The 13,399-nt window shown below is 64.9% G+C and carries 14 protein-coding genes; 7 read left to right on the forward strand and 7 right to left on the reverse strand.

Annotated elements, in window-relative coordinates; all coding sequences use genetic code 11:
- Nucleotides 1-29 precede the first annotated feature (29 nt).
- Together ASD04_RS01015 and ASD04_RS01020 are read right to left on the reverse strand one after the other, a co-directional pair.
- Nucleotides 30-593, reverse strand: coding sequence for an AAA family ATPase (locus ASD04_RS01015; RefSeq protein WP_244488216.1), 564 nt, complete (start codon nucleotides 591-593; stop codon nucleotides 30-32).
- A 225-nt stretch (nucleotides 594-818) separates the two neighbouring features.
- Entirely contained in the window at nucleotides 819-2,000 is a 1,182-nt protein-coding gene (locus ASD04_RS01020; RefSeq protein ID WP_056251266.1) for a hypothetical protein, read from the reverse strand.
- 177 nt (nucleotides 2,001-2,177) lie between these two features.
- Between ASD04_RS01020 and ASD04_RS01025 the strand changes: the two genes are divergently transcribed.
- From ASD04_RS01025 to ASD04_RS01050, 6 genes are all read left to right on the forward strand, one after another.
- A complete protein-coding gene (locus tag ASD04_RS01025) occupies nucleotides 2,178-3,632 on the forward strand; it encodes a Do family serine endopeptidase (protein ID WP_244488217.1) in 1,455 nt (484 codons plus the stop codon).
- A 163-nt stretch (nucleotides 3,633-3,795) separates the two neighbouring features.
- On the forward strand, nucleotides 3,796-5,109 hold the full coding sequence (locus ASD04_RS01030; protein WP_056251269.1) for a replication-associated recombination protein A: 1,314 nt from the start codon (nucleotides 3,796-3,798) through the stop codon (nucleotides 5,107-5,109).
- A gap of 171 nt (nucleotides 5,110-5,280) precedes the next feature.
- Nucleotides 5,281-5,661 carry a fluoride efflux transporter CrcB gene (crcB, locus tag ASD04_RS01035; RefSeq protein ID WP_056251271.1) on the forward strand — a complete coding sequence of 127 codons (381 nt, stop codon included), beginning with the start codon at nucleotides 5,281-5,283 and terminating at the stop codon, nucleotides 5,659-5,661.
- Nucleotides 5,658-6,644 (forward strand): RluA family pseudouridine synthase, encoded by a 987-nt coding sequence (locus ASD04_RS01040; protein ID WP_056251274.1) that lies wholly within the window; start codon nucleotides 5,658-5,660, stop codon nucleotides 6,642-6,644. Before crcB ends, ASD04_RS01040 begins: the two co-directional genes overlap by 4 nt.
- Nucleotides 6,641-7,303 (forward strand): HAD-IA family hydrolase, encoded by a 663-nt coding sequence (locus ASD04_RS01045; protein ID WP_056251276.1) that lies wholly within the window; start codon nucleotides 6,641-6,643, stop codon nucleotides 7,301-7,303. Before ASD04_RS01040 ends, ASD04_RS01045 begins: the two co-directional genes overlap by 4 nt.
- A gap of 4 nt (nucleotides 7,304-7,307) precedes the next feature.
- Nucleotides 7,308-8,087 (forward strand): ATP12 family protein, encoded by a 780-nt coding sequence (locus ASD04_RS01050; protein WP_056251278.1) that lies wholly within the window; start codon nucleotides 7,308-7,310, stop codon nucleotides 8,085-8,087.
- A gap of 9 nt (nucleotides 8,088-8,096) precedes the next feature.
- On the opposite strand, the gene folK is transcribed toward ASD04_RS01050, so the two are convergent.
- Genes folK through ASD04_RS01070 form a run of 4 tightly spaced genes read right to left on the reverse strand, consistent with a single transcriptional unit; the run spans nucleotide 8,097 to nucleotide 11,539 of the window.
- Nucleotides 8,097-8,537 (reverse strand): 2-amino-4-hydroxy-6-hydroxymethyldihydropteridine diphosphokinase, encoded by a 441-nt coding sequence (gene folK, locus ASD04_RS01055; RefSeq protein WP_056251281.1) that lies wholly within the window; start codon nucleotides 8,535-8,537, stop codon nucleotides 8,097-8,099.
- A complete protein-coding gene (gene folB, locus ASD04_RS01060; RefSeq protein ID WP_056251285.1) occupies nucleotides 8,534-8,914 on the reverse strand; it encodes a dihydroneopterin aldolase in 381 nt (126 codons plus the stop codon). Before folB ends, folK begins: the two co-directional genes overlap by 4 nt.
- Nucleotides 8,915-8,917: 3 nt before the next feature.
- Entirely contained in the window at nucleotides 8,918-9,769 is an 852-nt protein-coding gene (folP, locus tag ASD04_RS01065; RefSeq protein WP_056251287.1) for a dihydropteroate synthase, read from the reverse strand.
- On the reverse strand, nucleotides 9,770-11,539 hold the full coding sequence (locus tag ASD04_RS01070; protein ID WP_056251289.1) for an SLC13 family permease: 1,770 nt from the start codon (nucleotides 11,537-11,539) through the stop codon (nucleotides 9,770-9,772).
- A 119-nt stretch (nucleotides 11,540-11,658) separates the two neighbouring features.
- Here ASD04_RS01070 and ASD04_RS01075 point away from each other — a divergent pair, with 119 nt between their 5' ends.
- Entirely contained in the window at nucleotides 11,659-12,573 is a 915-nt protein-coding gene (locus tag ASD04_RS01075) for an esterase (protein WP_056251292.1), read from the forward strand.
- Here the strand turns inward: ASD04_RS01075 and cysW are convergent.
- A complete protein-coding gene (gene cysW, locus ASD04_RS01080; protein WP_082530897.1) occupies nucleotides 12,570-13,388 on the reverse strand; it encodes a sulfate ABC transporter permease subunit CysW in 819 nt (272 codons plus the stop codon). The two genes, ASD04_RS01075 and cysW, sit on opposite strands and share 4 nt — an antisense overlap.
- Between the last annotated feature and the right edge of the window lie 11 nt (nucleotides 13,389-13,399).

The following is a 13,399-nucleotide window of genomic DNA, read 5'->3' on the forward strand; positions in this document are numbered from 1 at the left end:
GGCCTGTCGCCGCTTTATATGGCTTAAGGTTATCCGGTCCGGGCTGCCGACGCAGAAGGCCGCGTGAGGCCCCATTCGGAATAGAGCGCATCGAGCTCCTGCTTGCTGCTGGCGAAGACATGCGGCAATCCGGAGCTGAGCGCCAGTTCCTGGTATTTCCCGATCGAGTTGCGCGTCTTCCAGAGCCAGTTCAGCATCTTCCAGTTGAGGTGATCCTGCCCGCCCTCGAGCGCACCGGCCCGCACCTTCTGGAACAGCGTCCTGGCGACATAACGCCGATAGCGCGTGGCCAGGCTGTCGGTCACCACGATGATGCCGGTTGCCAGCGCCAGACGCTGTGGCATGACCCGCGAATAGGCCCCATCGATGATCCATTCTGGCTCGAGGATAGCGGCGTCGTGCAGGGCGGCAAATTCGGCCTCGGGGCGCTGCTCCCAATTGGTGTTGGGCCGGTGTTGCAACTGGTCGAGGTGAACAGCAGGAATGCCCAGCTTGCCCGACAGGGCCACGGCCAGGGTCGATTTTCCGGAATTGGTCAGACCAAGGACCATAATGCGTCGGCCCAGCGCAGCCAGCGGCGGAATGTCGGTCATGGCTACCCCCCGGGCTCCCCTATCAAGGGTGTTCATTTTGCATTCTTGATGGCCGCGGCTTCTTCCCCTTCTCCCCTCGTGGGAGAAGGTGCCCGAAGGGCGGATGAGGGGGCTGGAGCCATCCACCAGCATTGAAGCATAGGAGAGCGCAGCCCCCTCACCCGGAAATCCGCTGAACGCGGATTTCCCCCCTCTCCCACAAGGGGAGAGGGGGCCAACACTGCCTTATTCCGGCTGCTGGTCCTTGCCGGTATAGACTTCCTCGACCCAGAACTGGTCGCGGCGGTCGAAGCCGTTGAACGGGGTCAGCGAGGCCTGGGTATAGGCGCCCATCAGGCCGAACTCGATCCAGTCGTCCTCGTCGATATCGGAGGGCAGGGTGAACACCTGGGGCAGCACGTCATAGCTGTCGCAGGTGGGGCCCCAGATGGTGAATTCGGAGAATTGGGCATCGTTGTCATGCACGCGCGCGCCGCGCCACACCCGAACCGGCGGGGTGAAGTGCATGAATTTCACTTCCATCAGGCTGCCATAGGCGCCGTCATTGACATAGACCGACTGGCCGCCGCGCTGGTGTTTGACGCGCAGCAGCAGCGAGGTCGAGGAGGTGACGAGGGCGCGGCCGGGCTCGATGATCAGCTCGGGCTTGCGCTTTTCGCCGAAGTGGTCGTTGACGGCTGTCGCGATGGTCTCGAAATAATAGTCCATCGGCGGCGCTTCGCTAGTCGGGTAGGGGGCCGGGTAGCCGCCACCGATATTGAGGCGCTTCAACTCGATATTGCTTTCTTCGACGATGCGCGCGGCGGCCGCGATATGGCGCTCATAGGCATAGGCGTCTTCGCACTGGCTGCCGACATGGAAGCACAGGCTGGGCGTATAGCCCATCTGGTCGACCATGGTGACGATCTCGGCCGCGCCCTGTTCCATCACGCCGAATTTGATGCCGAAATCATAGGATTTGAGCGCCTTGCCGGCCTTGAAGCGGGTGGTCACTTCCACGTCGCGGCTGGGCGACACGACAGCGGCGAGCTGGTCGAGCTGCTGGGGGTGGTCGATGGTGAAGCTGCGGACGCCGAATTCCTCATAGGCCCGCTCGATCTCGCGCTTGTTCTTGATCGGGTTGTTGTAGTGCATCACCGCGCCGGGCGCATGGTCGCGCACCAGTTCCATTTCGGTATTGGAGGCCACGTCGAAGGCCTTCAAACCTTCTTGATGCAGCTGCGCGATGATGTGCGGGGAGGGGTTGCACTTGACTGCATAGGTCAGCAGCCCGTCGAAGCCCTTCTTGAACACCTTGACCGCCCTGTGGAACTCACGTTCGGAGAACAGGAAAGCCGGAAAATCTGGGGCTTCCGCCGCGATCAGCGCAGAGGTGTTCGGGTAAACGTGTTTCGGCTCGGTGGTCATCGACGACTGGCCTTTCGGGGCTGGAAATTCAGGAAAATGAGCGCTGCATATAGGACCATGCACCCTCAGGCGCAAACGATAATTTGGTCTCAATTTGTTGCGGCCCCTCCATGCCATTTTCATGACAGAATCCGGGCGTTTGGCTGACCTGAACGAAGCTGGGGCGAGGTTGGTTCGATGACGATGCGTACACTTTGGCTGGCGAGTGGTGCGGTGATGGTTCTGGCCATCGGCGGCACGCTGGCATTCTCTCCCTTCAATGCCCCCAGCGTGGCCCAGGTGGCCGCGCCCGCCGAGCCCCGCCAGATCCCCGAGAGCGATGCCCAGATCAAGCTCAGCTTCGCGCCGGTGGTGCGCGCCGTAGCGCCCTCGGTGGTCAATGTCTATGCCACCCGCATCGAGCAGCAGGCGGTGTCGCCTTTTGCCAGCGACCCGTTCTTTTCGCGCTTTTTCGGAGAAGGCCAGTTCCAGAGCCGGCCGCAGGAATCCCATGCGCTGGGCTCGGGCGTCATCGTCGATGCCGGCGGGGTGATCCTCACGAACCGCCACGTCATCGAAGGCGCCACCGACGTTCGCATTGCCCTGTCCGATGGCCGGGAATTTGCCGTCGATGTGGTCATCGAGGATGCGCAGACCGACCTGGCCGTGCTGCGTGTGCGCCAGCCGGGCGATGTGAACTTCCCTGCCATCACCTTCGCCGATTCCGATGCGCTGCTGGTGGGCGACCTGGTGCTGGCCATCGGCAATCCCTTCGGCGTCGGGCAGACGGTGACGTCGGGCATCGTCTCGGCCCTGGCCCGTACCGGCGTCGAAAGCAGCGACTACGAATTCTTCATCCAGACCGACGCGGCGATCAATCCAGGCAATTCGGGGGGCGCGCTGGTCGATCTCGACGGGCACCTGGTCGGCATCAATACCGCCATCTATTCGCAGAGCGGCGGCTCTGTCGGCATCGGCTTTGCCATTCCCGCCAACATGGCGCGGCTGGTGGCAGATGCGGGCGTCAGTGGCGGCGAAATCGTCCGCCCGTGGTTCGGCGCCAAGATGCAGGCGGTCAATTCCGATATCGCCGCCAGTCTCGGCATGGTTGCGCCGCATGGCGCGCTCATCGCCGAAGTGGCCCCCGACGGTCCGGCCGCCCGCGCCGGCTTTGCGGCAGGCGACGTGATCCTCAGCGTCGATGGCGTGGCGGTGGACGACCCCAGCGCCTTCAACTTCCGCCTCGCCACCAAGCCCATTGGCCAGTCCACCAACCTGGAGCGGCTGCGCAGCGGCGCGACGGAGGTGATTTCCTTCACCGTGGAGCCGGCTCCGGTGGCGGGGGACGACATGCTGGCCACCATTACCGGCAGGTCACGCTTCGCCGGCGCCAGCGTTCGCCAGCTCGATGCGGCCCTCGCCGAGGCCAAGGACCTGCCCTATGACGCCAAGGGGGTCATCGTCACCGCCATCGAGCCCGGCTCGCCCGCCGAGGCCATGGGTCTGCGCGTCGATGACATCATCCTCGCCCTCAACGACATTCCGATGGACACCGCCGGTGCCTTTGCCGACACGGCCAGCAAGAGCGTGCGCACCTGGCAGATCATCCTGCAGCGGGATGGACGGGTGAGCCGGAGCATTGTGAGCGGGTGACGGTGCCACGCCCTCGTGGTTCGAGGGTGGCTGCGCTCCCGCCTCACCATGAGGGGCTGATACACCGGGCTCATAGCAGCCCTCATGGTGAGGTGCGAGCCCTTCGCGAGCCTCGAACCACGAGGGCGTGGCACGGCCGCCCCCAATGGGCTAAAACCCACCCATGTCCGATCTCTTCCCCGCCGATTCATCCGAAACCGACCGCGCCCGCCCGCTGGCCGACCAGTTGCGGCCGCGCTCGCTCGATGAGGTCATCGGCCAGGGCCACCTGCTCGGCCCTGACGGCACGCTGCGCCGCATGATTGCGTCGGGCCGGCTTGGCTCGCTGATCCTGTGGGGGCCGCCCGGCACCGGCAAGACCACGGTGGCGCGGCTGCTGGCCGAGCAGATCGATGTGCGGTTCGAGCAGATATCGGCCATCTTCTCGGGTGTTGCCGATCTCAAGAAGGTGTTCGAGAAGGCGCGCTTCGAGCGCCTGTCCGGGCATCGCACGCTGCTCTTCGTCGATGAAATCCACCGCTTCAACCGGGCCCAGCAGGATAGTTTTCTCCCCGTCATGGAAGACGGGACTATCATCCTGGTCGGCGCGACCACGGAGAATCCCTCCTTCGAGCTCAATGCGGCGCTGCTGTCGCGCAGCCAGGTGCTGCGGTTCGAGTCGCTGAAGCGCGAAGATCTCGAATTGCTGCTGCAGCGCGCCGAGACCCTGGTCGGTTCAAACCTCCCGCTCACGCCGGAAGCACGCGATACTTTGCTGGGCCTCGCCGATGGCGACGGCCGGGCTTTGCTTGGCCTGGTGGAGGAAATTCTCGCCTCGGCGCGGTCAGATGAGACACTCGATGCTAACAGTCTGCTAACCGTAGTGCAGCGCAGGGCCCCCATTTACGACAAGGCGCAGGACGGCCACTACAATCTCATTTCGGCCCTGCACAAGACCATCCGCGGCTCCGACCCCGATGCCGCGCTCTACTATTTCGCCCGCATGCTCGATGCGGGCGAGGACCCGCTTTTCCTCGCCCGGCGCCTCATCCGCATGGCCTCCGAGGATATCGGCCTCGCCGATCCGCAGGCTTTGCAGATGGCGGTCGCGGCACGCGACGCCTACCAGATGCTGGGCTCCCCCGAGGGCGAGCTGTCGCTGGCGCAGGTGGTGGTCTACCTGGCGCTCGCCCCCAAGTCGAACGCCGTCTACACCGCCTACAAGGGTGCCGTGAGCCTCGCCAAATCCACTGGCTCACCCATGCCGCCGATGGTCATCCTCAACGCACCCACCAAGCTGATGAAGGGGAGCGGCTATGGCGAGGGTTATATCTACGACCACGACACGCCCGAGGCGTTTTCCGGGCAGGAATATTTCCCGGAAAAGATCGGCCGGCAGAAATTCTACGAGCCGGTGGAACGGGGTTTCGAGCGCGATTTGAAGAAGCGCGTGGACTATTTCGAGCGATTGCGAGCGGCCAAGCGTGGCGAGGGATAGCCTGGCGCGTTCAGCGGAAGGCCAGGGTGAGGGGTGCTGCGCCGCCCCATGCTTCAATGTCCGGGGATGGCGCAGGACCCTCATCCGCCCTTCGGGGCCCTTCTCCCTCAAGGGGAGAAGGAGAAAGGCCCCTGCTTCAATGCCCAAATCAGATCAGCTATAGTGTCACCCATGTACCCCTTCCTCCTCGTCGGCGCCGGCGGCGCCCTGGGCGCCATGTCGCGCTATGGCTTCTCCCTCGTCATCGGCCGTCTCTGGCCCATGAGCTTTCCGTTGGCCACGCTGCTCATCAACATCCTGGGCTCGCTCGCCATGGGCCTGTTCGTCGGCCTCATGGCCCGCCTGCTGCCTGCCTGGCAGGCCGATGCCCGTCTCTTCGTTGCCGTAGGCATTCTCGGTGGCTTCACGACGTTTTCTTCCTTTTCGCTCGATGCGATCGTGCTGATCGAGCGCGGTGAGCTGTGGCAGGCTGCCGGCTATGTGCTGTTGTCGGTTGTGCTCTGCCTCATTGGGCTTTATCTCGGGCTTTTGGTGACCCGAGGCGTGGCATGAGTGGCGTTCAACAGCGGCAGGTGGATGGCGATGAAGACGGGATGCGTCTCGATCGCTGGTTTGCCCATCACTTCCCCCAGCTCGGCTTCGGCCGCCTGCAGAAGCTGATCCGCAATGGCGAGGTCAAGGTCGACAAGGCCAAGGTGACCACCAGCACGCGCGTTTCCGCCGGGCAGACGGTGCGTATTCCGCCCATCGACGATGCCGACGCGGTCAAGCCGGTCAAGCTCAACGAGGCCGACGCGCAGTTCCTGCGCGACCTGATCCTCTATGAGGACGACGATATCTACGTGTTCAACAAGCCGCATGGACTGGCCGTGCAGGGCGGCAGCGGCACCAAGCGGCACATGGATGGCCTGCTCAAGAGCCTGCCCAACAAGAAGGGCGAGCCGCCGCGCCTGGTGCATCGGCTCGACCGCGACACGTCCGGGTGCTTGGTCGTCGCCAAGACCAAGGCTGCCGCCAGCCATTTCGGCACGGTCTTCCGCTCGCGCTCGGCCCGCAAGATCTATTGGGCCATCGTCGCCGGCAATCCGCATCCGCAACAGGGCGAAATCTCGTGCTTCCTCGCCCGCCAGAGCACGGCCGATGGCGAGCAGATGGTGGTGGTCAAGAACGGCACGCCCGGCGCGCAGCATTCGATGAGCTATTATTCGACCACCGACACGGCCAGCCGGCGTTTCGCCTGGGTCACCCTGAAGCCGGTCACCGGCCGCACGCACCAGCTCCGCGTGCACATGGCCCAGCTCGGTACGCCCATTATCGGCGATCCGCGCTATTTCAACATCGAGAACTGGCAGGGCGCGCCGGGCCTCAGCGAGGGGCTGCACCTCCATGCCCGGCGCATCGCCATCCCGCTGCGCAGCGGCAAGAAGCTCGATATTTCCGCGCCGCTGCCGCCGCATATGCGCGCCAGCTTCGAGGCCCTGGGTTTCGACCCCGACCGCTACGATGTCAGCGGCGACCCGGAGGATGGGGCATGAAGCTGGTCGTCTTCGACATGGACGGCACGCTGATCGACACCCAGGCGCTGATTTCCGAGCATATGGCGGCCACTTTCGCCGGCCGCGGGCTGGATGCGCCCAGTCCCGCCCAGTCGCGCCGTGTCATCGGCCTTTCGCTGCCGCTGGCCATGGCCAGGCTGGCGCATACGGACGATCAGGTGCTGATCGACCAGCTTGTCGAGGGGTATCGCGTGCATTACCGCGCCTCGCTGCTTACCCACGGTAATCGCGAAGGGCTGTTTCCGGGCGCGCTTGAGGCTCTCCATGCCCTGCATGCGCGGCCCGATACGGTGCTGGGGATTGCCACCGGCAAGCCCCTGACCGGCGTTCATCGCATTCTGATGCACCATGACCTGTCCGGTCATTTCGTCACCCTGCAGACGCCCGACCACAATCCCTCCAAGCCCCATCCGGGCATGCTGGAAACCGCCATGCGGGAAACCGGCGCCACGCCGGCCGAGACGGTGATGATCGGCGACACCACATTCGATATCGAGATGGGCGTCGCGGCCGGCTGCAAGACCGTCGGCGTCACCTGGGGCTATCACGAGCCGCGCGAACTCATCGCCGCCGGCGCCACCACCATGATCGACCGCTACGACCAGCTTGCCGGCGCGGTGCGACAACTCCTGGACTGAAGCCATGCGCGACCAGCTCGACGATATCCAGAAACACCTTGATGACGGCTATGGCCGGGCCCAGCATCTCAACAGGGTCGAGCTGCCCAAGCGGTTCTATAAGGATGTCGCGGCTGGCCCGGTCGATGGTGGCTTCGTCGTTACGCTGGATGGCCGCCCGGTGCGCACGCCGGGCCGGAAGCTGCCGGTCGTGGTGCCGGCTGCCTCGATTGCCACGGCCATGGCGGCGGAATGGACGGGGCAGGGCGAATTCATCGATCCGGCCACCATGCCAATGGTGCGCCTGGTCAATTCGGCCATCGAAAGCGGCGAAGACATGATCCCGGCCTTCCGCGAGGAGGTCATCAAGTTCGCCGGCACTGACCTGATGCTCTATCGCGCCGAAAGCCCGCAGGAACTGGTGTCCGAGCAGGAACTGGCCTGGGACAATGCGCTCACCGCCCTGGCCCGCCATTTCGGCGTCAGCTTCCAGCCGACCATGGGTATCCTCCACCAATCCCAGCCCAAGGCCACGCTCGACAGGCTGGCGGATTCGCTGGTTGGCGAAAACCTGCTGACCATGACGGCGCTGGTGTCCATTACCGGTCTCACCGGTTCAGGACTTCTCGCTATTGGATTGTGGAACAAGCTTTTTTCGCCCGACCAGGTGTGGAAGGCCGCCCATGTCGACGAGGATTACCAGATCGCGCAATGGGGCGAGGACGAGGAAGCCGCCGAACGGCGTTCCCGCCGCCGGGTCGAGTTCGATATTGCGGTGGCCGTGCTGGACGCGTTTCGGGCGTGATCTGTTCCCTCAGGGGAGAGGTGGCTTCCGCCCCACGATCCAGTTCGCCACATCCGCATCGATCTCCCGCAGTGGCACCAGCACGAAGTCGCGTTCATGCGCATAGGGATGGGGCAGGGTCAGGCGGGGTGTCTGCATTTCGACGCGGTCATAGGCGATCATGTCGATATCGATGATCCGCGGGCCCCAGACCTCCTCGCGCACCCGCCCCATATCCAGCTCGATGCCCAGAATGACATCGAGCAGCGCAATGGGTTCGAGGCGGGTCTCCACCTCCAACGCCTGGTTGGCGAAATCGGGTTGGTCGGTCTTGCCCCAGGGCTTGGTGGCCAGCACCGCGGACTGCCTGGTGACGCTGATGGCTTCATGCGCCCCGATGCGCCGGATCGCCTCGGCGAGCTGGGCCGGGGGATCGCCGATATTGGCGCCGAGGCTCAGCCAGGCCTTCATTGCCGCCGCCGGTGCAGCTCCACCGCCGCCTCGCCGCGCACCATGGCAATCGGCGCCTCGGGCTTGCGGATGCGGATGATGACCCAGTCGACGCTCTGGAACGCCGCGAAGATCGCGTCGATGATGTTCTGGCCGAGTGCTTCCAGCAGCTTGGTGCGCTTGCCCTCGAAAGCGGTCTTCACCACATCGTAGACATCGCCATAGGAGGTGCCGGTGCTGAGCCGGTCGGTCTTGGCCGGCGCGGAGAGGTCGAGCCCGATTTCAAGGTCGATGAAGAATCGCTGGCCGAGCCGGGCTTCCTCGGCAAAGACGCCGTGATAGCCGTAAAAGCCCAGGTCTCTCAAGATGATACGGTCGCCTGAAAAGGATTCGGTCATCTGCTACCCCCGGTTTTCGGGCGGACCATACAGTGTTGCCTGCGCCACGCGAAGAGCATCGCTGGCGGCGCGGACGTCGTGGACCCGGAAAATGTGGCCGCCCTTGATATAGCCCAGGACCGTGGTGGCGATGGTGCCGGCCAGGCGCTCCTCCGGCTGGTTGTCGAGCAGCTTGCCGATCATCGATTTGCGCGAGGTGCCCACCAGCAGGGGCAAGCCCAGCGCTTGCAGTTCCGCCAGCCTGTCGAGCAGCTGGTAGTTCTCGGCCAGGGACTTGCCGAAGCCGAAGCCGGGATCGAGGATGAGGCGGTCGCGATGCAGCCCCGCGCGTTCGGCGATGGCGATGCTGCGCGCCAGGTAGTCCATCACCGCGCCGATAAACGGCGCGGCCGGGTCGCGCGCATTGTCCCAGTGCATGACGATGACCGGGGCGCCATGCAGGGCCGCGACCTCGGCCATTTCCGGCGCACCTTGCAGGCCATGCACGTCGTTGATGATGCTGGCGCCTGCCTGGATGGCCTGGTCGGCGACCAGGGGCTTGTAGGTGTCGATGGAAATGGGCGCGGTGATGCCTTCGGCGATCAGCGCATCGATAACAGGCATGACGCGGTCCAGTTCCTCCTGCACGCCCACCGGCGCGGCGCCGGGCCGGGTGCTTTCGCCGCCGATATCGATGATATCGGCACCCTCGGCCAGCATCTGGCGGACATGGGCGAGGGCGCCAGCGACGCGGTTATGCTGGCCGCCATCGGAAAAACTGTCCGGCGTGACATTGAGAATACCCATAACCAGCGGCCTCTGGCCGAGAAGCAGCGGCGGGCGGCCGGGCAGGGAGATGGTGTGGGTCGCGTGCATCTAGAATGGCCAGACAAGCATGAGCATGGGGACGGCGACGAGGACGACCAGGATCGAAAGCGGCGCGCCCAATCGCCAGTAATCGCCGAATTTGTAGCCGCCCGGACCCATGACCAGCGTGTTGCATTGATGCCCGATCGGCGTCAGGAAATCGCAGCCGGCCCCGATGGCCACTGCCAGCAGGAAGGCTTCGGGCGCGTAGCCCAGCTCGGTGGCGAAGGTGGCGGCGATGGGCGCCATGACCAGCACGGTGGCGGCATTGTTGAGGAAGGGCGTCACCGCCATGGCCACGACCATGATGAGCGCCAGCGCGCCCCAGCCGGGCAAGGTGGCGGCCGTCATCGACAGGAAGCCGGCGATCAGGTCGGTGCCGCCGGTGGTGCGCAAAGAATCCGATACCGGGATCAGGCAGGCCAGCATGACCAGGATGGGCGCGTCGAGATGCCCATAGACCTCGCGGATCGGCACGGAGCGGCTGACGACCATGGCGACGGCCGCGGCAAAGAAGGCCGGAGCTACCGGCACGAGGCCGATCGCGGTGGCCGCCATGGCGATCAGCAGGATGACCAGCGGCAGGATGGAATTGCGGACGCTACCCAGCCGCAAACCGCGCTCGACCAGGGGCAGGCAGTCCCATTCGCGCAGCAGTTCGGGCAGGCGCTGGATATGGCCCTGCAACAGGATCACGTCGCCGTTCTGGAAACGGATTTGTCCGAGCCGTTCGGTGAAGCGCTGGTCGCGGCGGCTGACGGCCAGCAGGTTGAGCCCGGTACGGTCGAACAGGGTCAGCTCCTGCGCGGTGGCGCCGATGAGGCCGGAGGTTTCCCCGATCACGGCTTCGATAATGCCGAAATCAGCGGCGTCCCGCGTGGCGGGGCCACGGCGCTCGGAAAAGACCAGCCCGGCCTGCGACACCATCTGGTCGAGCGCCACCGGCTCTCCGGAAACCAGCAGGATGTCGCCGGCCCGCAGCTTGGCATCGGGCAGGGGCGTGCGCGGATGGCCATTGGCGCCGACGATGCGCGTCACCATGGCGCGGCGATCGCCCAAAGCCTGCAATTCGGAAACAGTGAGCCCGATGGCAGTGGACTCGTCGGTAACGCGAGCTTCGGTGGTGTAGTTCTTGATGTCGATGGCGCTGTCCAGCCCGCCGCGCTCGCGCTGGCGCTCGGGCAGCAGGCGATAGCAGAAGGCCAGGTAGATAACTCCGGCCACGGCCAGCGCCAGCCCGACCGGGGTATAGTCGAACATGCCGAACGCCTGGCCGGTCATGTCCATGCGGACGCGGGAGACGATGATGTTGGGTGAGGTGCCGATCTGGGTCATCAGCCCGCCCAGCAGGGCACCGAACGACATCGGCATCAGGAACATCGAGGGCGAGACCCCGGAGCGCCGTGCCATCTGGAAGGCGATGGGCATCATGATGGCCAGGGCGCCGATATTCTTGATGAAGGCGCTGAGTACTGTGACGATCAGCACCAGCAGCACCAGTTGCGCGCGCGGGGTGCTGATATTGGGCGCGAACCGCCGCACCGCGATTTCCATGATGCCGGAGCGCGACACCGCCGCACTCACCACCAGCGCGCTGCCCACGATGATGACGATATCGTCGGAAAAGCCGCTGAAGGCGGCGGCAGGCGACACGACCCCGAAAGCCATGGCGATGAGCAGGGCGCCGACGGCCACCACGTCATAGCGCCAGCGGCCCCAGACGAAAGCCGCCACCATGCCGCCGATGATGAGGAAGGCAAGAGCCTGGGGAAGAGTCATCGCGGTTCCATGGTCACCAGCATCGATCCCAACTCAACCGATGCGGCGCCATGAGACAAGAGACAAAATCGTCACGCGGCCGTGTATAACGAGGGAACTTTGCAGCGAGGGGAGACGCGATGAAACACCTGATCACGACGCTGGGGCCGCTGTGCAAGGATCAGCTTGGTCTTATCCTGCCGCATGAGCATGTCTTCGTCGACCTGCGGACGCCCGACCAGCCGGGCTATGCCCAGGCCGATGCGCGCGAGGTGGTGGCGCTGATGGCGCCGCAGATCGAGGCCATCAAGGCGCAGGGTGTCACCGCGCTGGTCGAATGTTCCACCGGCGGCGTCGGCCGGCGGGCCGATTTGGACCTGGCCGTGTCGCGGGCGACCGATTTCCCCATCGTCGTGCCCACGGGCAATTATCGCGAGCCGTGGATACCCGCCTGGGTCGCCCGGGCGAGCGAGGCCGAGCTCGAAGCCTGGATGCTGAAGGAACTGACCGAGGGGATCGACGATACCGGCGTCCGGGCCGGCTGGATCAAGCTCAGCGCCGGCGACGACGGCATCACCCCGCTCGAAGCGCGCATCCTGCGGGCGGCCGCTCGCGCGGCGCGGGCGGCCAACGCGGTCATCGGCTCCCATACGATCAAGGGACGCGTGGTGATGGATCAACTCGATATCATCGAGGCCGAGGGCTATACGGCCAGGCGCTTCATTTCCATCCACACCCAGGCCGAGCCGGATTTCGCCATGCACAAGGCGGTGGCGGCGCGTGGCGCCTGGATCGAATACGACAATATCGGGTATGTGCCGGACGAGGAGACGGTTGCCCGCATCCTGCGGGCGCTGGAGGCCGGCCTGGCTGGCCAGCTCCTGCTCAGCCACGATATGGGCTGGTTCGATCCCGCACAGCCCGGCGGCGGCGTTCCGCGGCCCTATACGCATCTCGTCGACAGCGTGCTGCCCAAGCTGCAGGCAGCCGGGGTGGATGAGGCCACGATCGTCCAACTGACCGAGATCAATCCTTTCGAGGCATTTGCGCGTTAGCGCCAGCCGCCTTTGGCTTCGAGCGCCGATTTCAGCACCAGGGTCAGCACGGCCATGAAAGCCAGCGTCGAGGACGCGGCGAAGGCGCCTGTGACGTTGAAGTCGTTGAACAATTGGCTGATCTGCAGCGGCAGGGTATTGGTCTGGCCGCGGATCGAGCCCGAGACCACCGACACCGCCCCGAACTCGCCCATGACGCGGGCATTGGTGAGGATGGCGCCATAGAGGATGGCCCAGCGGATATTGGGCAGCGTGACGAACCAGAACATCTGCCAGCCGCTGGCACCGAGCGAGAGCGCGGCTTCCTCGTCCTCGGAACCCTGCTGCTGCATCAGCGGAATGAGTTCCCGAGCGACAAAGGGCGCGGTGACGAAAAGGCTCACCAGGATTATGGCGGTGACGGTGAACATCAACTGGATGCCGGCGCCCTGCAAAGCCGGGCCAAGCAGCCCCTGGCCGCCATAGAGGAACAGATACACCGTGCCGGCCACGATGGGGCTGACGGCGGCGGGCAGTTCGACAATGGTGATCAGCAATTGCCTTCCGCGGAAGTTGAAGCGGCTCACCAGCCAGGCGACGCAGACGCCGATAACGATATTGACCGGCACCACGACGACAGCCGTCAGCACCGTCAGGCCGATGGAATGCAGCGTCGTCGGCTCGGCGATATTGGCGAGATAGACGCCCAGCCCCTCGCGCAGCGCAAAGCTGAAGATGAGGGTCAGCGGAACCAGCAGCAATGCCGCCGCAAACAGGAAGGCGAAGGCGATCAGCGCGATTTCGGCCGGAGAGCGGGTGGTGGCTTTGGTGGTCATGATGGGCACGA

It is taken from the genome of Devosia sp. Root436 (assembly GCF_001426345.1).
In the GTDB taxonomy this organism is placed as follows: Bacteria; Pseudomonadota; Alphaproteobacteria; order Rhizobiales; family Devosiaceae; genus Devosia.